Origin of the sequence: Janthinobacterium sp. LS2A (genome assembly GCF_036543145.1) — a bacterium.
GTDB lineage: Bacteria > Pseudomonadota > Gammaproteobacteria > Burkholderiales > Burkholderiaceae_D > Janthinobacterium > Janthinobacterium aestuarii.
The window spans coordinates 189,615-207,082 of sequence record NZ_JAZHPB010000002.1; the positions used below are offsets into that span (position 1 = coordinate 189,615).

The following is a 17,468-nucleotide window of genomic DNA, read 5'->3' on the forward strand; positions in this document are numbered from 1 at the left end:
TGTGCCGGATTGACCCGATTATCATACAGCGCAATCGGCCTTACGATGGCTGCTCCCTTACTCGACCACCACACAGGAGCTGCCATGCACACGCCTTCCCCCGCCCGCGACCAATTCACGCCCGCCCATTGCGACATCGTATTCAACCGCCTCGGCTACGGCGCCATGCAACTGGCCGGCCCGCACGTCTGGGGACCGCCGAAAGACCGCACCGCCGCCGTCGCCGTGCTGCGCGAGGCCATCGAACTGGGCGTCAACCATATCGACACGTCGGATTTTTACGGCCCGCACGTCACCAACCAGATCATCCGCGAAGCGCTGCATCCCTACCGCGACGGCTTGACCATCGTCACCAAGATCGGCTTCATGCGCGGCGCCGACCAGTCCTGGCTGCCTGCCGCATCGCCACAGCAGCTGCGCGACGCCGTGCACGACAACCTGCGCAATCTGGGCCTGGACGTGCTCGACGTGGTCAACCTGCGCGCACCGGGCATGGCCGGCCCGGACGGCTCGTCGCTTGCCGGGCCGCTGGACACCTTGGTGCAGCTGCAGCGCGAAGGCCTGGTGCGCCATATCGGCCTGTCCAATGTCGATGCGGCCCAGGTGGCCGAGGCACAGCGCATCAGCCCCATCGTCTGCGTGCAGAACCACTACAATCTGGCGCACCGCGCGGACGATGCGCTGATCGACTCCCTGGCCGCGCAAGGCATCGCCTATGTGCCCTTCTTCCCCCTCGGCGGCTTTTCGCCGCTGCAGTCCGATACCTTGAACCAGGTGGCGGCCGCCATGCAAGCCACGCCGATGCAGGTGGCGCTGGCCTGGCTGCTGCAGCGCGCGCCGAACATGCTGGTCATTCCCGGCACTTCATCGGTGGCGCATCTGCGCGAAAACGTCGCGGCCGGCGCGCTCAGGCTCGATGCGCAGGCGCTGGCGGCATTGAAGTCGCTTGCAACTAAGTAGCGCACTATATATACTGTACCCATGGATACCACTACCGCTCCCAACCCCTTGCACCAGGTGCCGCGCCTGGACGGCCAGCTATGCTTTGCGCTGTACTCGACCTCGCTTGCCATGAACAAGCTGTACCGCAAGCTGCTGCGCAAGCTCGGCCTCACCTATTCGCAATACCTGGTGATGATGGTGTTGTGGGAGCGCGACGGCTTGACGGTGTCGGAAGTGGGCGAGCGCCTGTTCCTCGACTCGGCCACCCTGACGCCCTTGCTCAAGCGCATGGAGCAATCGGGCTTGCTCACGCGCACGCGCGCCGCCAGCGACGAGCGCCAGGTCATCATCTCCCTCACGCCGCAGGGCGACCAGCTGCGCCACGAGGCGGCCCTGCTGCCAGAGGCCATCCTGGCGGCCAGCCACTGCAGCGTGGAGCAGGTTGTGGACATGAAACAACAACTGAACCAGTTGCGCGACAGCCTGATGAAAAGTGAGTGAAAGCACCGCTTTTCCGAGCAAAATCAGGCAAAGCATCGCCCTGACAGCGCCACGCAAAAGCTGGCGCGAAATCCGCCTTTCTTTATTACAAATCGATACATGGATGGCCCCACCCTGCGTATAGAATAGTTGCCACTATTTCCTTACAACAACATCAGGGTGATCATGCGCATACCTTTCGGCTCCGTCGCTTCGCTGGCTCTGTGCTTTACCGTATCGGCCTTTGCCGCCGAGCCATTCGACGACAAGTTCCGCCAGCTCGAAGAAGTGCTGCCCACCCCGAATACCTACCGCACCGCCTCCGGCGCGCCAGGCCACGCCTACTGGCAGCAGCGCGCCGACTACACGATCCGCGCCACCCTCGATGAAGCCAAACGCGAAATCGCCGGCAGCGGCACCATCACTTATCACAACCAGTCGCCCGACACGCTCGGCTACCTGTGGGTGCAGCTGGACCAGAATATCTACAAGCCCGATTCCGACGCGCGCCGCATGGCCACGGCGCCATCGCGCCAGGCGTGGGCCAAGACGACGGGCGAAGACACGATGAAATTCGAAGGCTTGCGCGGCATCCTCGCGCGCGGCGACTTCCAGGGCGGCTTCAATATCCGCGCATTGAAAAGCGCCGATGGCCAGCCCCTGAAGTACGTTGTCAACCGCACCATGATGCGCATCGACCTGCCGCAGCCCTTGAAGCCGGGCCAGGATTTCGCTTTCCAGATCGACTGGGATTACCGCATCAACGAACAGAAGGTGCTGGGCGGGCGCGCCGGCTATGAAGTCTTCGACGACAAGAACGCCCTGTTCGAAGTGGCGCAGTGGTTTCCCCGCATGGCCGCCTATTACGACGCGGCCGGCTGGCAGCACAAGCAGTTCCTCGGCTCGGGCGAATTCACGCTGGAGTTCGGCGACTACGACGTGCAGCTGACGGTGCCTGCCGACCATATCGTCGCCGCCACGGGCCAGCTGCAAAATCCGCAGGACGTGCTGTCTGCCGCGCAGCGCGAGCGCCTGGAAAAAGCGCGCGGCAGCGACAAGCCCGTCGTCATCGTCACGCAAAAGGAAGCGGAAGCGGCCGAGAAAACTGTCAGCCGCGCGCAAAAGACGTGGCACTTCAAGGCGGCCAACGTGCGCGACTTCGCCTGGGCCTCGAGCCGCAAGTTCATCTGGGATGCACAGGGCTACAAGAAGGGCGGCAGCGATGTGATGGCCATGTCCTACTATCCGAAAGAGGGCAATCCGCTGTGGGAAAAGTACAGCACGCAAGCCATCGTGCACACGATCGAACAGTACAACAAGTACAGCATAGACTACCCGTACCCGACGGCCATTTCCGTCAACGGCCCCGTGGGCGGCATGGAGTATCCGATGATCTCGTTCAACGGCCCCCGTCCGGTGAAAGACAAGAAGACGGGCGAGCTGACCTACTCGAAGCGCACCAAGTATGGCCTGATCGGCGTCATCATCCACGAAGTGGGCCACAACTACTATCCGATGATCATCAACTCGGACGAGCGCCAGTGGACGTGGATGGACGAAGGCCTCAACACCTTCGTGCAATACCTGGCGCAGCAGGCGTGGGAAGAAAACTATCCTGCCTCACGGGGCGAGCCGCGCGAGATCGTCGACTACATGCGCAGCCGCGACCAGGTACCGATCATGACCAATTCCGAGTCCCTGCTGCAGTTCGGCAACAACGCCTACGCCAAGCCGGCGGCGGGCCTGAACATCCTGCGCGAGACCATCCTCGGGCGCGAACTGTTCGACTACGCATTCAAGGAATATGCGCAGCGCTGGAAGTTCAAGCGCCCCACGCCCGCCGACTTTTTCCGCACCATGGAAGACGCTTCGGGCACGGACCTCGACTGGTTCTGGCGCGGCTGGTTCTATACGACCGACCCGGTCGACATCAGCATCGACGGCATCAGCGAATACGGCGTGAGCTCGAAAGATCCGGCCACGGAAAAAGCGTGGAAAAAGGCGCAGAAAGAGGCCCAGCCGGAATCCGTCACGAGCCGCGCCAACAAGGGCATGCCGCGCCGCGTCGATGCGCATCCGGAGCTCAAGGATTTCTACAACCAGCATGACGATTTCACGGTCACCAACAAGGACCGCAACGCCTACGCCGAAGCGCTGGCCGCCCTGGAACCGTGGGAAAAGGACTTGCTGAAACAGGGCAAGCACCTGTACCTGGTCGACCTGTCGAACGTGGGCGGCATGGTCATGCCCCTGATCCTCGAGATCGAGCTGAAAAGCGGCAAGAAGTACGTCGAGCGCGTACCGGCCGAAGTGTGGCGCTACTCGCCGAAGAAAATCACCAAGGTCGTCATCACCGATGAGCCGATGGTGGGTCTGGTGCAAGACCCGTACTGGGAAACGGCCGACATCGACACGAGCAACAACAGCTGGCCGCGCAAGATCACGCCATCGCGCCTGGAGCTGTTCAAGAGCGAGAAGTCGCCCAAGGATAACCTGATGCGCGATTTTCATACGCCGCTGAAAGGCCAGAACGGCGGCTCGGCCAAGGGCGACGAGGCATGAAGCGCTGGCGCGCGCTGGGCGCTGCCTTGCTGGCCTGCGCCAGCATGGCGGCCGGCGCCCACAACTTCCACATGGGTATCGCCGACATCAGCTACAACGCGGCCAGCGGCAGCACGGAAGTGGTGCACACCTACACGGGCCACGACGTCGAGGCGCTGCTGACGAACCTGTACCAGCGCCAGTTCGACCTGGGCCAGGAAGACAGCGAAGCGGCGCTGCGCCGCTATGTGGAAAAACAGTTTTACCTGGTAGGACCGGATGGCAAGCGCTTGCGCCTGAACTGGGTCGGCATGAAGGTCAACGCCGACAATGTGGTCATCTTCCAAGAGCTCGAACGCCCGCGCCTGGCCCCCGCCACGCGCATCCACAACCAGTTGCTGATCGACTTCCTGCCCAGCCAGCGCAATACCCTCAACGTGCAGGACAGCGGCGCCATCCAGACGCTGATTTTCGACCGCCAGAACACGGAACTGCCGATCCGCTAAGGCCCGCCCCCCTATTACATCCATGACGCCACGCTCTCTTCCCCTGTTCCTCGCCGCCCTGTTTTCAGCCACCGTCGCCCACGCCGACGACATCTTCCAGCGCGTGCTGATCGACGGTTCGCGCCTGAACCAGCTGGGCGTGGCCGATTCGGCCAACGCGGGCAGCGTCACGCAACAGCAGCTCGATGCGCGCACCAGCTACCGGCCCGGCGAATTGCTCGAAGCCGTGCCGGGACTGATCGTCAGCCAGCATAGCGGCGAGGGCAAGGCCAACCAGTTCTACCTGCGCGGCTTCAACCTCGATCATGGCACGGACTTGCGCACCACGGTCGACGAAATGCCCGTCAACCAGCGCAGCCATGGCCACGGACAGGGCTGGACGGACCTGAACTTTCTGATCCCCGAACTGGCCATGCGCCTCGATTACAAAAAGGGGCCGTATTCGGCGGCGCAAGGCGATTTTTCCTCGGCGGGCGCGGCGTCCGTCGTCTACGCGAACCGCCTGACGCAGGGCATCGCCAGCGTGGGCGTCGGGCAAAACGGCTTTCGCCGCGCCCTGCTGGCCGATACGCTCGATGCGGGCGACGGCAGCCTGCTGTACGCGCTCGAAACGCAGCGCAACGACGGCCCGTTCACGCAGCCGGACCGCTACCGCAAGCGCAATGGCGTGCTGCGCTACAGCGAAGGCTATGCCAACAACGGCTTCAACGTCACGGCCATGGCGTATGACGCCAGCTGGAATGCCACCGACCAGATTCCGCTGCGCGCCGTGCAGGACGGCACCCTGGGCCGCTTCGACGCCATCGATGCCAGCGACGGCGGCAAGGCCCAGCGCTACAGCCTGTCGGGCGCCTGGCGCCGGACGACGGACGACATGTCGTCCAAAGTCAGCGCGTATGTGATCGCCAACCGCCTGGCCCTGTTCTCGAATTTTACGTATGCGATGGACGACCCCGATAACGGCGACCAGTTCGCCCAGCCCGACCGGCGCGTGACGGCCGGCCTCGACGCCAGCCACACCTGGCACCGCCACACGGACAGGGGCAGCAGCGACACCACCATCGGCCTGCAGCTACAGAACGACAATATCCACAATGGCCTGTACAACACGCGGCAGCGGCAGGTCGTGTCGACCACGCGGCAAGACCATATCGTCGAATCGAGCATCGGCGTGTATGGCGAAAACAGCACGCGCTGGTCGCGCTGGCTGCGCACCGTCGCCGGCCTGCGCGCGGATGCCTACCGCTTCGACGTGCGCAGCGACCGCGCCGCCAATTCGGGCAAGGCCAGCGACCATTTGTTCAGCCCCAGCCTGAGCGTGATCGTCGGACCGTGGCGCGATACGGAAGCGTATATCAACATTGGCAATGGTTTTCACAGCAACGACGCGCGCGGCACGACGATCACGGTCGATCCGAAGACGGGCGAAGCGGCCGACAAGGTCACGCCGCTGGTGCGCTCGCGCGGACTGGAACTGGGCTTGCGCAGCGCCGCCATCGCCGGCCTGCAAACGTCGCTGTCGCTGTACCGGCTGGACTTCGATTCCGAGCTGCTGTTCATCGGCGACGCGGGCGCCACCGAAGCGGGCCGCCCCAGCCGCCGCTACGGCATCGAGTTTTCCAGCTACTACAAGGCGGCCAGATGGCTGTCGCTGGACCTGGACCTCGCGTATGCGCGCGCACGCTCGCGCGGCAGCGACCCGGCGGGCGACTTCATCCCCGGCGCCATCGAAGGCGTGGCCCAGCTGGCCATGACGGTGACGCCGCCAGGGCCGTGGTCGGGCTCCCTGCGCCTGCGCTACTTCGGTCCGCGCCCGCTGATGGAAGACAACAGCGTGCGCTCGTCGGCCAGCGTGGGCTTGAACGGGCGCATCGCCTACCAGATCGACAAGACCTTGCGCGTGGAAGTCGAAGGCTACAACCTGGCCAACCGGCGCGACTCGGCCATCGACTACTACTATGCCTCGCGCCTGCCCGGCGAGGCGCAGCCCGTCGACGACATCCACTTCCATCCGGTGGAATCGCGCTCACTGCGCCTGACCCTGGTAAAGAATTTTTAAGTAAACAAGAATAATTCTTATCGGACTGCACAGGAAACGCCGCGAAGTCGTAGAATGCCAGGCTGGATAAACTGAGACAGGCCGCGTTGCGGCCGCACCGCCATGAGCACTTCCGCACCGATCTTTACCGACCCGTCCCACGTCAAGGAAGCCTTGCGCGATGACGGCTATGCCGTCCTGCGCCCGCAGGACGTGGCCGCGCTGGCCGGCTGCCCGCTGGACGCATTGCGCGCGCTGGAAGGGAGCTGGAATACCCTGGCGCTGGACAATTACCTGAAGGATGGCGGCCGCTATCGCCGCCGGCGCCACTCGTGCTTCGTGCAGGATGGCGAACGCCTGACGCAGACGGCGCACCGTCCGCACTGGCAACCGGTGGAATACAACGCCCTGCACGGCGGCATGCACCGCCTGTTCGAACCGGTCGAAGCGGCTATCGTCGCGCAAGCGGCCTGGCAGCAGCTGATCCGCGCGCTGGGCGACGTCTGCTCCCAAGTCAAGGGCAGCCAGCCGTGGTTCATCGAGGCGCACCAGTTCCGCATCGATACGACGGACGGCATCGGCCGCCCCACGCCGGAAGGCGCGCACCGCGATGGCGTCGATTTCGTCGCCGTGCTGCTGATCGGGCGCGAACAGGTCAAGGGCGGCGAGACGCGTATATTCGAAGCGGATGGCCCCAACGGCAAGCGTTTTACCCTGACCGAGCCGTGGTCGCTGCTGCTGCTCGACGACGCCGCCGTCATCCACGAATCGACGCCGATCCAGCCCGTCGGCGAGCACGGCCACCGCGACACCCTCGTGCTGACCTATCGCGCAGGCCAGTTCCAGGGCGAAAACTGACAGGCGGCCACAGCATTGCCTGTGGCCAAAATAGTTACTTGGAAGTTACTTTTGCAGACCTAAATCCGATATAGTCATACGATGTCGATATTGCGCGCTCACGGCGCCCAGCATCACCACACTGAAATCCTAGGAGAGGTCTGTGGACTCCAACAACCAAATCAAGCCTGACGAAATCGAGATCCTGATCGTCGAGGACAGCCCGACCCAGGCGGAGCGCTTGCGCCGCCTGATCCAGTCGCTGCACTACAACGCGCGCGTGGCGGCGAATGGCCAGCTGGCCCTGGCCGCCATCCGCGAGCGCAAGCCGCACCTGGTGCTGTCCGATATCGTCATGCCTGAAATGAATGGCTACGACCTGTGCCGCGCCATCAAGTCCGATCCGACCCTGCGCGACATCCCCGTGATCCTCGTCACCTCGCTCAACGATCCGAAGGACATCATCCGCGGCATCGAGTGCGGCGCCGACAATTTCATCCGCAAGCCCTACGCGGAAGATTACCTGCTCAACCGCATCAGCCACATGCTGATGAACCAGAAGCTGCGCAAGAACCAGAACGTGGAAATCGGCATCGCCCTGTACCTGGGCGACCAGAAGCATTTCATCAATGCGGAACGCCAGCAAATCCTCGACCTGCTGATCTCCACGTATGAACAGGCGGTGCAGGTCAACGGCGAACTGCAGGCGCGCGAACGCCAGGTGATCGAGCTGAACATGCGCCTGGCGCACCATGCGGCCGAACTGGAAACCATCAACCGCGAAATCGCCCTGAAAAACCTGGAGCTGGCCGAAGCGAGCCGCATGAAGTCCGCCTTCATCGCCAATATGTCGCATGAACTGCGCACGCCGCTCAACGCCATCATCGGATTCACGGGCGCGCTGCTGATGAAACTGCCCGGCCCCCTGACGTCGGACCAGGACAAGCAGCTGAACACCATCCGCGCCAGCGCGCGCCATCTGCTCTCGCTGATCAACGACATCCTCGACGTGGCCAAGATCGAGGCGGGCAAGCTGACCCTGTCGATAGAACCCGTGCACTGCCAGGAACTGATGGCCGACGTGGCCGACACCCTGCGTCCCCTGGCCCAGCAAAAAGGCCTGGCGCTGGAACTCGAACTGGGCGAGCCGGGCCAATCTCCCGCCATCATCGACACGGACCGCCGCGCACTGACACAGATCCTCATCAACCTGCTCAACAACGCCATCAAGTTCACGGAACAGGGCACGGTGCGCATCAGCCTGGCCCAGCGCGACGAAGACGGCGTGCTGGTGACGGAAATGAGCATCGCCGACAGCGGCGCCGGCATCAAGGAAGAAGACCAGGCCAAGCTGTTCCAGGCCTTCTCGCAGCTCGATTCCACCTCCACGCGCCACGTGGAAGGCGCGGGACTGGGCCTGTACCTGTGCCAGAACCTGGCCAACGCCATCGGCGGCGCCCTGTTCTTCAACAGCGACTACGGCTCGGGCAGCACGTTTACCTTGGCCCTGCGCAGCAAGACCTGAGCTTCTGTGCGCCGCAGCATGGAATACCGGCTTTTTGCCATCGAAAAGAGGCCGATACAGTAGTTCTACGGTATTGCACTGCACCATTTTCAGCGCTATAGTAGAACTGTCTCCTCCAATTCGTTCTCCGAACATTGGATTCAGCCCGCGAATACAACCGCGGGCTTTTTTTTGCCTGCGTTTTTCATTATCTTCATCCTTTCTTAACTAAATCAACCGGCTTAGTTATATCAATCGTTTGAGATATATGATTAAATCCCCGGCATGATTGAAAAAAACGCCATCCCCACTTCCCATGCCGACGACGGGCGCAAGCCCCGTTCCGACGGCGAGCAGTCGCGCGAGCGGCTGCTGCATAGCGCCATCCGCCTGTTTGCCGAGCAAGGCTACGCCAAGACGTCCACGCGCGAGCTGGCGCAGGCGGCCGGCACCAACGCGGCCGCCATCAGCTACTATTTTGGCGACAAGGCGGGACTGTACCGCGCCGCCTTTGCGCAGCAGTCAGCGGACCCGCAAGACAATATCGCCCTGTACGAGCAACCGCATTTCACCTTGCGCCAAAGCCTGCAAGGCTTCTATGCGCAATTGCTCGCTCCCATGCAGCAGGGCGACATCGCGCGCGACTGCATGCGCCTGTGGTGCCGCGAAATGCTCGAACCGACGGGCCTGTGGACGCGCGAGATCGACCAGAACATCCGCCCCGAACACGAAGCGCTCACGCGCGTGCTGGCGCGCCACCTGGGCGCGCCCGACAACAGCGACGACATGCACCGGCTGGCGTTTTCCATCGCTTCGCTGGCACTGCAGCACATGGTGGGCACCGAGGTGCTGCACACCTTGCGCCCGCAACTGCTGGAATCGCCGCATGCGATCGACACCTGGCTCGCGCGCCTGACCGACTATGCGCTGGCCATGGCCGACGTCGAGCGACGGCGCCTGGCCACTCCGCCCTCCTCCTCTACCACTCAACGACAAGCAGAAGGACCAGCATGACGACTATTCGATGCACCGTTCAACGCGCCCTGGCCGCCAGCATCGTGCTGGCGCTGGGCGGTTGCGCCCTGCAAGGGCCGCCCGCAGCGGTGGCCGCCAGCGCGCCCGCGCAGTGGCAGGCGCCGCTGCCGCATAACGGCAAGCTGACGGACCTGGCCAGCTGGTGGCAGGGCCAGGGCGACAGCCTGCTGGTGGAATTGATCAACGACGCGCAGCAGGTCAGCCCGACCATCGCCGCCGCAGGCACGCGCATCGTGCAGGCGCGCGCGGACCGCATCGCCAGCGGCGCCGCGCTGGCGCCCACCTTGGACGCGACAGGCAGCGTGGTGCGCACCAGCCAGCAATCGGCCCAGCCCAGCGGCACCACCTCGCAGGCCGCGCTGCAGGCGTCGTGGGAAATCGACGTGTTCGGCGCCAACCGCGCCACGCGCGATGCGGCCCAGGAGCGCTACGACAGCGCCCGAGCGGGATGGCATGAAGCCCGCGTCTCGGTGGCCGCCGAAGTGGCGAACCAGTACTACGCCTTGCGCACCTGCCAGCAATTGCAGGCCGTGTCCGAACAGGATGCCGTCTCGCGCCGCGACTCGGCGCGCCTGACGGAACTGAGCGCCGGCGCCGGCTTCCAGCCGCCCGCCAATGTCGCCCTGGCCCGCGCCAGCGCCGCCGAAGGCGCCAGCCGCGCCATCGAACAGCGCGCCGCCTGCGACGTGAATATCAAAGCGCTGGTGGCCCTGTCGGCCATGCCGGAAGCGTCGCTGCGCGAGAAACTGGCGGCCAGCCCCGCCATCCTGCCCTCGCCCGTGGCGATTGCGGAACTGCCGGCACAAACCCTGGGCCAGCGCCCCGACATCTACAGCGCCGAACGCGAAGTGGCGGCCGCCAGCTTCGAAGTGCGCGGTGCGCAGGCGCAGCGCTATCCCCGCCTGAGCCTGGCCGGCTCCATCGGCAAGGGCAATATCCGCGCCGGCGGCACCAGCATCACGGCCAGCACCTGGAGCATCGGCCCGCTGGCCGTCAGCCTGCCCATCTTCGACGGCGGCACGCGCCGCGCGCAGATCGATGCGGCCACGGCGCGCTACGACGAAGCCGTGGTGAAATACCGCGCCGGCGTGCGCCAGGCCGTGCGCGAAGTGGAAGAGGCATTGGTCAACCTGGCCAGCACGGACGAGCGCAGTAGCCATGCGCAAACGGCACTGGAAGGCTACCGCGTGTCGTTTGTCGCCACGGAAGACCGCTACAAGAATGGCCTGGCCAGCCTGATCGAACTGGAAGACGCGCGCCGCACGCGCCTGGCCGCCGAAAACACGGTGGTCAACCTCGAGCGCGAACGCAGTGCCGCCTGGGTAGCGCTGTACCGCGCCGCCGGCGGCGGCTGGACCAGCAGCGCCATCGCCAACAACGCCCCCTGACGGATACACAACATGAAAAAACTGACCTTGAAACCGATGGCGTTCGCCCTTGCCGCCCTTTGCGTGATGCTGGGTGCGGGCGTGGCCCTGTACTCTCCTTCCTCTACGGCGGCCGATGACGCCAAGGATAAAAACGCGACGCAAAAACCGGCGCTCACCGTCACCACGGCCAAGCCGCAGACGGCCAGCCTGCCCATCAAGCTGAAGGCCAACGGCAACGTGGCCGCCTGGCAGGAAGCCGTCATCGGCAGCGAATCGAACGGCTTGCGCCTGACCGACGTGCGCGTGAACGTGGGCGACGTCGTGCGCGCCGGCCAGGTGCTGGCCGTGTTCTCGAACGACACGGTGAACGCCGACGTGGCGCAAACGAAGGCCGCCGTGCTGGAAGCGCAAGCCAATGCGGCGGAAGCGGCCGCCAACGCGCAGCGCGCCCGCTCGCTGCAAAGCACGGGCGCCATCAGCGCGCAGCAGATCAGTCAGTACCTGACGGCAGAACAGACGGCCAACGCGCGCATCGCGTCCGCCAAGGCGCAGCTGGCGTCGCAGCAGCTGCGCCTGAAATACACGCAGGTGGTGGCGCCCGACAGCGGCATCATCTCTTCGCGCTCGGCCACCGTGGGGTCGGTGGTGGGCGCCGGCACGGAACTGTTCCGCATGATCCGCCAGGGCCGCCTCGAATGGCGCGCCGAAGTGACGGCCACCGAGCTGCTGAATCTGAAGCCGGGCACCCTGGCGCAAGTGAAGGCAGCCAACGGCAGCGTCTTGACGGGCAAGGTGCGCATGATCGCCCCTACCGTCGATCCGCAGACGCGTTCCGCCCTCGTGTATGTCGACCTGCCTGCCGGCACGGGCAGCAACGCGCCGTTCAAGGCCGGCATGTACGCCAGCGGCGAATTCGAACTGGGCACCTCGGGCGCGCTGACGGTACCGCAACAGGCGATTGCCGTGCGCGATGGCTTCAGCTATGTCTTCCGCCTCAATCCCGACCAGCGGGTCAGCCAGATCAAGGTGCAGGCCGGACGGCGCCTGAGCGACCGCATTGAAATCCTTGGCGGCATCACGGCCGACACCACCATCGTCGTCAGCGGCGCAGGCTTCCTCAATGACGGCGATCTGGTACGGAATGTACCGGCTCCGGCAGCGGCCAAGGCTGCTGTAGCACCGGCAGCGAAAAAGTAAGGAGAGGCCATGAATTTTTCCTCCCTCTCGATCAAGAACCCGATCCCGGCCATCATGCTGTTCGCGCTGCTGACCCTGGCCGGTCTGCTGGCCTACAAGGCCAATCCGGTGCAGGATTTCCCCGACATCGAACTGCCCATCGTCACCGTCAGCGCCGTGCTGCCCGGCGCCGCGCCAGCCCAGCTGGAAACAGAAGTGGCGCGCAAGATCGAAGACTCCGTCGCCACCTTGCAAGGCGTGAAAAACATCTACACCAAGGTGCTCGATGGCGTCGTCACGGTGACCGTCGAATTCATCCTGGAAAAGCAGATCGCCGAAGCCGTCAACGATGTGCGCGACGCCGTCGCCCGCGTCAAGGCGGACATGCCGGCCGAGCTGCGCGACCCCACCGTCACCAAGGCTTCCACGGCCGGCAGGGTCGTGCTGACCTTTATCGCCACGGCGAAACCGGGCGTGGACAACGCGCTCGACGCTCCCGACCTGTCCTGGTTCGTCGACAATACGGTGGCCAAGCGCCTGTTGACGGTGCCCGGCGTGGGCGCCGTCACCAGAGTCGGCGGCGTCTACCGCGAGATCCAGGTCGAACTCGACGAGGCGCGCATGGCCGCATTGAAAGTGTCGGCCCTCGACGTGTCGCGCCAGCTGCGCCTGGTGCAGCGCGAAGCGCCTGGCGGGCGGGGCGACATCAGCGGCGCCGAGCAGTCGGTGCGCACCATCGCCACAGTGAAAACGGCCGATGAACTGTCGCGCGTGGAAGTGCCGCTGCCGGACGGGCGCCATGTGCGCCTGGACCAGGTCGCCACCGTGCGCGATACCATCGCCGAACCGCGCGCACTGGCCGAGCAGGATGGCAAGACGGTCGTCGCCTTTGAAGTATTCCGCACCAAGGGCGCCAGCGAAGTGGCCGTCGCCAAGGGCGCGCGCGACGCCATCGCCGACCTGCAGAAGGAAAACCCGAACGTGGTGCTGCAGCAGTCGATCGACAATGCCTTCCCCGTCGAGGAAAACTTCGACGGCTCGATGGAACTGCTGTACGAAGGCGCGCTGCTGGCCGTGCTGGTGGTGTGGTGGTTCCTGCGCGACTGGCGCGCCACCCTGGTGGCCGCCGCCGCCCTGCCCCTGTCCGTGATGCCCGCCTTCCTCGGCATCTACTGGTTCGGCTACACGCTCAATACCGTCACCCTGCTGTCGCTGGCCCTCGTCGTCGGCGTGCTGGTCGACGACGCCATCGTGGAAATCGAAAACATCGAGCGCCATCTGCGCATGGGCAAGTCGCCGATGGAAGCGGCCATGGAAGCGGCCGACGAAATCGGCATGGCGGTCATCGCCACCACCTTCGCGCTGGTGGCCGTGTTCCTGCCGACGGCCTTCATGAGCGGCATTCCCGGCCTGTTCTTCAAGCAGTTCGGCTGGACGGCCGTGCTGGCCGTGCTGGCGTCCTTGGTGGTGGCGCGGCTGCTCACGCCGATGATGGCGGCCTATATCCTGAAACCGCTGCCGCACAAGGAAGAGCAGGATGGCTGGCTGATGACGCGCTACCTGACGGTCATGCGCTGGTGCCTGAACCACCGCGGCATCACGGCCATCGCCGCGGCCCTGTTCTTTGTCGGCGCCATCGCGCTCGTGCCGCTGCTGCCGACTGGTTTCGTGCCGGCCGCCGACCGCGCGCAGACGCAGATCAACCTGGAACTGCCGCCCGGCTCCACCCTGGGCGAAACACAGGCCGTGGCAGCCCTGGCGCGCGATGCGGCCATGCGCACGCCGGGCATTGAAGGCGTCTTCAGTTCGATAGGCGGCGGCTCGAGCGGCGACGCCTTCGCCCCCGGCGCCGCAGCCGAGGCGCGCCGCGCCGTGCTGACCCTGACCACCGTGCACCGCACGGAGCGCAAGGAATCGATGGCGGACCTGGAAACGCAGCTGCGCCAGAAGCTCGATACCATCCCCGGCGCCCGCTTCACGGTGGGACCGCCCGACACAGGCGTCAAGATGCAGCTGGTGCTGCGCTCGGAAGACCCGGTGGCGCTGATGGCGGCGGCGCAAAAGGTCGAGCGCGAACTGCGCGGCCTGAAAGGCATCGGCAACGTCAATTCCAGCGCCTCGCTGGTGCGCCCGGAAATCATCGTGCGTCCTGATTTCGCCAAGGCGGCCGACCTGGGCGTGACGGCGGCGGCCATCGGCGAAACCGTGCGCGTGGCCACGGCCGGCGACTACGACACGGACCTGACGAAAATGAACCTGCCCGAGCGGCAAGTGCCGATCCGCGTCAAGCTGCCCAACAGCGTGCGCGCAGACCTGGCAGCCATCGAGCGCCTGACCGTGCCCGGCAAGAATGGTCCCGTGCGCCTGGCGAACGTGGCCACGGTGACGATGGAAAGCGGCCCGGCGCAGATCGACCGCCTGAACCGCAGCCGCAACGTGACCCTCGACGTGGAACTCGGTTCGCGCACCCTGGGCGAACTGAATGAAGAGGCGCGCGCGCTGCCGTCGATGAAGAACTTGCCGCCATCCGTGAAGATCGCCGAACTGGGCGACGCGCAGGAAATGGCCTCGCTGTTCGCCAGCTTCGGCCTGGCCATGCTGATCGGCGTGCTGTGCATCTATTGCGTGCTGGTGCTGCTGTTCAAGGACTTCATGCAGCCGGTGACCATCCTGGCGGCGCTGCCGCTGTCGATCGGCGGCGCCTTCGTGGCGCTCCTGATCACGGGCAGCGCCCTGTCGATGCCGTCGATGATCGGCCTGATCATGCTGATGGGGATCGTCACGAAGAACTCGATCCTGCTGGTCGACTATGCGATCCTGGCGCGCCAGGCCGGCATGAACCGCTTCGATGCGCTGGTCGACGCCTGCCACAAGCGCAGCCGCCCCATCCTGATGACGACCATCGCCATGGGCGCCGGCATGATGCCGCTGGCGCTGGGCTGGGGCGCCGACCCCAGCTTCCGTTCCCCGATGGCCATTACCGTCATCGGCGGCCTGATCACGTCGACCCTGTTGAGCTTGCTGGTAGTGCCGGCCGTGTTCACCTACATCGACGACCTCGAGCACCTGCTCAAGCGCGGCATGGCGAAACTGCGCCGCCAGAAGGCGCCGCTGCGGCGCGACGACAAGGTGGCGCTGGAAAAATAAACGCCACGGTCAATTGCAAAATCGCCCCGTGCGGGCAAGAAAACGAGGGACCGGCCGCCAGGCCGCGCTCCCTCGCTTTCATCTATCTGGCATACTGCGCCCATTCTCCATGAACGCAATCTGCCCTGCCTATGAATTACCGCACCCCGCTCGTCCTGCTGATGGCATCCGCGCTGCTCGGCGCCTGCTCGGACAAGACCGCCCCCGCCAGCGCCGACCTGGCAGCTGACGTGGTCACCGAAGTCCCCGCTGCCGCTGCCGCAGCAGACACCGCATCGGCCGAACACGTGCCGCCGCCATCCGCCACCGCACCGAGGACGGAAGCGATGAACACGCCCCAGGCGCGCGAGCGTGAAGTGGGCATGATGCGCGCCGTCTTCGGCAAGGACTACCGCAGCGACAGCGAAGATGCGCTGGCCGACCTGCCCGATCCCGATAACCACGTCGACAAGCTCAGTTACGTGGTCAGCGCCGTCAGCCACAAGCTGCTGCCCGATGGCAGCGCCATCCTGGTGGCGAATGCGGAAACGGCCAACACGGAAGGCACGGCCGAATCGGCGCATGCTTCGCCGGGGCTGCTGAATGTCTTTTTTCTGGCGCCCAAGGGCCAGCCGGAAGACGGCCAGTGGCAAGTCGTGAAACGCCTGGAAAACATCGCCGCCCTGGGTTCGTCGGGGCAGCTCGGCGAAGTCCACTGGGTCATGCTGGGCGCGAACAAGCCGGGACTGGCGATCCGCCATGGCTATACGGGCCAGGGCTACACCATCACGCAACTGGCCCTGTTTGAAATCGGCGACGGCAAGGTCACCTCACTCGATGGCGCCATCGACCTGTATTCGGACAATATGGGCGCCTGCGGGCCCGAGACGGACGAGTGCTGGATGGTCAAGGGGAACTGGCGCTTCGCGCCGGCGCGCAATGGCGGCGCCTATGATGACTTGCTGATCGATTTCAAGGGCGCCTCCGAGAAGATCAAGCCCGGCGTCACGGTCAAGCCCGACGAAGACCCGCCGCGCATCGCCACGCCCCTGAACAACCACGCGCGCTACGGCTTCGATGGCAAGGGATATAAACTGATTGAAGGGAAGAACACGGTGCCGGGCGTCTAATGGGGTCAGACCCGCCGGGTCTGACCCCACGTAAGCCGGCTACTTGCGCGCCGCTTCCAGGCGCACCAGCAGCGGCGCATACATGGCACGCGTATGGCTGCTCCAGCGGGCCATAGCGCTGTCGATATCGAGCAGCAGGCGTTCCGACAATACCTTGTCGCCCTGCTGCAGCGCCCAGATCGCGCACTCGGCGCGGCACTCGAAGCTGTTGTAGCGCGTCAGCGCATCGTCGAATTCCGCTTTCGCGTCCACCTGGCGCCCGCTTTGCGCCAGCGCGCGCGCCGTCAGCAGGGACACCATTTCGGGACGGAAATGCATATCCGTGCGACGGATGAATTCGAGGTGCGTCAAGGCCTCGGCGCCCCGTTCGCACTCCAGGTAGGCGCGCGCCGCACCGAGGCGAATTTCCAGGTCCGATGCGAACGCCCCCTGCAGGCAGGCTTCGTACGTCGATGCCGCTTCCTTTGCATTGCCCGCTTCGAGCTGCGCGCTGGCCAGGCGCATCTGGTTTTGCGCCGTCGGCGTGTACTCGAAGGCCGCTTTCGCCTCGCGCAATTCGCGGTTCGGATCGAGCACCTGCACGGCCACCGAAGCGACCTTGCGCGCGCCTTGCGGCAGGCGCGAATTGGGCAGGTAGATGGCGAAGAAATACACCACGCTGCCCAGCAGCGGGAACATGAATAAAATGAGCAGCCAGTACAGCTGCTGCCCGTTGCGCACCACATGGATCGCAAAAAATACCGCGATCAGGATGTGGATGCCTATGCCAAAAATCGTCATGCT

The 17,468-nt window shown here is 64.8% G+C and carries 13 protein-coding genes; 12 read left to right on the plus strand and 1 reads right to left on the minus strand.

Annotated elements, in window-relative coordinates; all coding sequences use genetic code 11:
* Positions 1-84: 84 nt before the first annotated feature.
* From V3C40_RS06670 to V3C40_RS06725, 12 genes are all read left to right on the plus strand, one after another.
* A complete protein-coding gene (locus V3C40_RS06670) occupies positions 85-960 on the plus strand; it encodes an aldo/keto reductase family oxidoreductase (RefSeq protein ID WP_331776952.1) in 876 nt (291 codons plus the stop codon).
* 21 nt (positions 961-981) lie between these two features.
* The gene (locus V3C40_RS06675) at positions 982-1,443 is read left to right on the plus strand and encodes a MarR family winged helix-turn-helix transcriptional regulator (RefSeq protein ID WP_070301370.1); all 462 of its coding nucleotides are present in this window, start codon (positions 982-984) and stop codon (positions 1,441-1,443) included.
* Between the two features lie 165 nt (positions 1,444-1,608).
* Positions 1,609-3,984, plus strand: a complete 2,376-nt coding sequence (locus tag V3C40_RS06680) for a M1 family metallopeptidase (RefSeq protein WP_331776953.1) — start codon at positions 1,609-1,611, stop codon at positions 3,982-3,984.
* On the plus strand, positions 3,981-4,469 hold the full coding sequence (locus tag V3C40_RS06685) for a DUF6702 family protein (protein ID WP_331776954.1): 489 nt from the start codon (positions 3,981-3,983) through the stop codon (positions 4,467-4,469). The genes V3C40_RS06680 and V3C40_RS06685 overlap by 4 nt, the downstream gene beginning before the upstream one ends.
* 22 nt (positions 4,470-4,491) lie before the next feature.
* Positions 4,492-6,528 (plus strand): TonB-dependent receptor, encoded by a 2,037-nt coding sequence (locus V3C40_RS06690; RefSeq protein ID WP_331776955.1) that lies wholly within the window; start codon positions 4,492-4,494, stop codon positions 6,526-6,528.
* A 102-nt stretch (positions 6,529-6,630) separates the two neighbouring features.
* On the plus strand, positions 6,631-7,365 hold the full coding sequence (locus tag V3C40_RS06695) for a 2OG-Fe dioxygenase family protein (protein WP_072455622.1): 735 nt from the start codon (positions 6,631-6,633) through the stop codon (positions 7,363-7,365).
* 142 nt (positions 7,366-7,507) lie between these two features.
* Positions 7,508-8,869, plus strand: a complete 1,362-nt coding sequence (locus tag V3C40_RS06700; protein ID WP_219327781.1) for a hybrid sensor histidine kinase/response regulator — start codon at positions 7,508-7,510, stop codon at positions 8,867-8,869.
* 264 nt (positions 8,870-9,133) lie between these two features.
* Positions 9,134-9,862 carry a CerR family C-terminal domain-containing protein gene (locus V3C40_RS06705; protein ID WP_072455626.1) on the plus strand — a complete coding sequence of 243 codons (729 nt, stop codon included), beginning with the start codon at positions 9,134-9,136 and terminating at the stop codon, positions 9,860-9,862.
* A complete protein-coding gene (locus tag V3C40_RS06710; RefSeq protein WP_254798572.1) occupies positions 9,859-11,271 on the plus strand; it encodes an efflux transporter outer membrane subunit in 1,413 nt (470 codons plus the stop codon). The genes V3C40_RS06705 and V3C40_RS06710 overlap by 4 nt, the downstream gene beginning before the upstream one ends.
* Before the next feature lie 12 nt (positions 11,272-11,283).
* Positions 11,284-12,450 carry an efflux RND transporter periplasmic adaptor subunit gene (locus V3C40_RS06715; RefSeq protein WP_331776956.1) on the plus strand — a complete coding sequence of 389 codons (1,167 nt, stop codon included), beginning with the start codon at positions 11,284-11,286 and terminating at the stop codon, positions 12,448-12,450.
* Between the two features lie 9 nt (positions 12,451-12,459).
* On the plus strand, positions 12,460-15,576 hold the full coding sequence (locus V3C40_RS06720; RefSeq protein ID WP_331776957.1) for an efflux RND transporter permease subunit: 3,117 nt from the start codon (positions 12,460-12,462) through the stop codon (positions 15,574-15,576).
* A gap of 131 nt (positions 15,577-15,707) precedes the next feature.
* On the plus strand, positions 15,708-16,685 hold the full coding sequence (locus V3C40_RS06725) for a hypothetical protein (protein ID WP_034747205.1): 978 nt from the start codon (positions 15,708-15,710) through the stop codon (positions 16,683-16,685).
* A gap of 39 nt (positions 16,686-16,724) precedes the next feature.
* Here V3C40_RS06725 and V3C40_RS06730 read toward each other — a convergent pair whose 3' ends face one another.
* Positions 16,725-17,465: a tetratricopeptide repeat protein gene (locus tag V3C40_RS06730; RefSeq protein WP_331776958.1), complete on the minus strand. Its 741-nt coding sequence runs from the start codon at positions 17,463-17,465 to the stop codon at positions 16,725-16,727.
* Positions 17,466-17,468: the final 3 nt, after the last annotated feature.

Bases quoted from the DNA above. Each gene is read 5' to 3' on its own strand.
- V3C40_RS06690 (WP_331776955.1), top strand. From the start codon at position 4,492: ATGACGCCACGCTCTCTTCCCCTGTTCCTCGCCGCCCTGTTTTCAGCC.
- V3C40_RS06715 (WP_331776956.1), top strand. From the start codon at position 11,284: ATGAAAAAACTGACCTTGAAACCGATGGCGTTCGCCCTTGCCGCCCTT.
- V3C40_RS06685 (WP_331776954.1), top strand. From the start codon at position 3,981: ATGAAGCGCTGGCGCGCGCTGGGCGCTGCCTTGCTGGCCTGCGCCAGC.
- V3C40_RS06670 (WP_331776952.1), top strand. From the start codon at position 85: ATGCACACGCCTTCCCCCGCCCGCGACCAATTCACGCCCGCCCATTGC.
- V3C40_RS06680 (WP_331776953.1), top strand. From the start codon at position 1,609: ATGCGCATACCTTTCGGCTCCGTCGCTTCGCTGGCTCTGTGCTTTACC.
- V3C40_RS06695 (WP_072455622.1), top strand. From the start codon at position 6,631: ATGAGCACTTCCGCACCGATCTTTACCGACCCGTCCCACGTCAAGGAA.
- V3C40_RS06730 (WP_331776958.1), bottom strand. From the start codon at position 17,465: ATGACGATTTTTGGCATAGGCATCCACATCCTGATCGCGGTATTTTTT.
- V3C40_RS06720 (WP_331776957.1), top strand. From the start codon at position 12,460: ATGAATTTTTCCTCCCTCTCGATCAAGAACCCGATCCCGGCCATCATG.
- V3C40_RS06675 (WP_070301370.1), top strand. From the start codon at position 982: ATGGATACCACTACCGCTCCCAACCCCTTGCACCAGGTGCCGCGCCTG.
- V3C40_RS06710 (WP_254798572.1), top strand. From the start codon at position 9,859: ATGACGACTATTCGATGCACCGTTCAACGCGCCCTGGCCGCCAGCATC.
- V3C40_RS06725 (WP_034747205.1), top strand. From the start codon at position 15,708: ATGAATTACCGCACCCCGCTCGTCCTGCTGATGGCATCCGCGCTGCTC.
- V3C40_RS06705 (WP_072455626.1), top strand. From the start codon at position 9,134: ATGATTGAAAAAAACGCCATCCCCACTTCCCATGCCGACGACGGGCGC.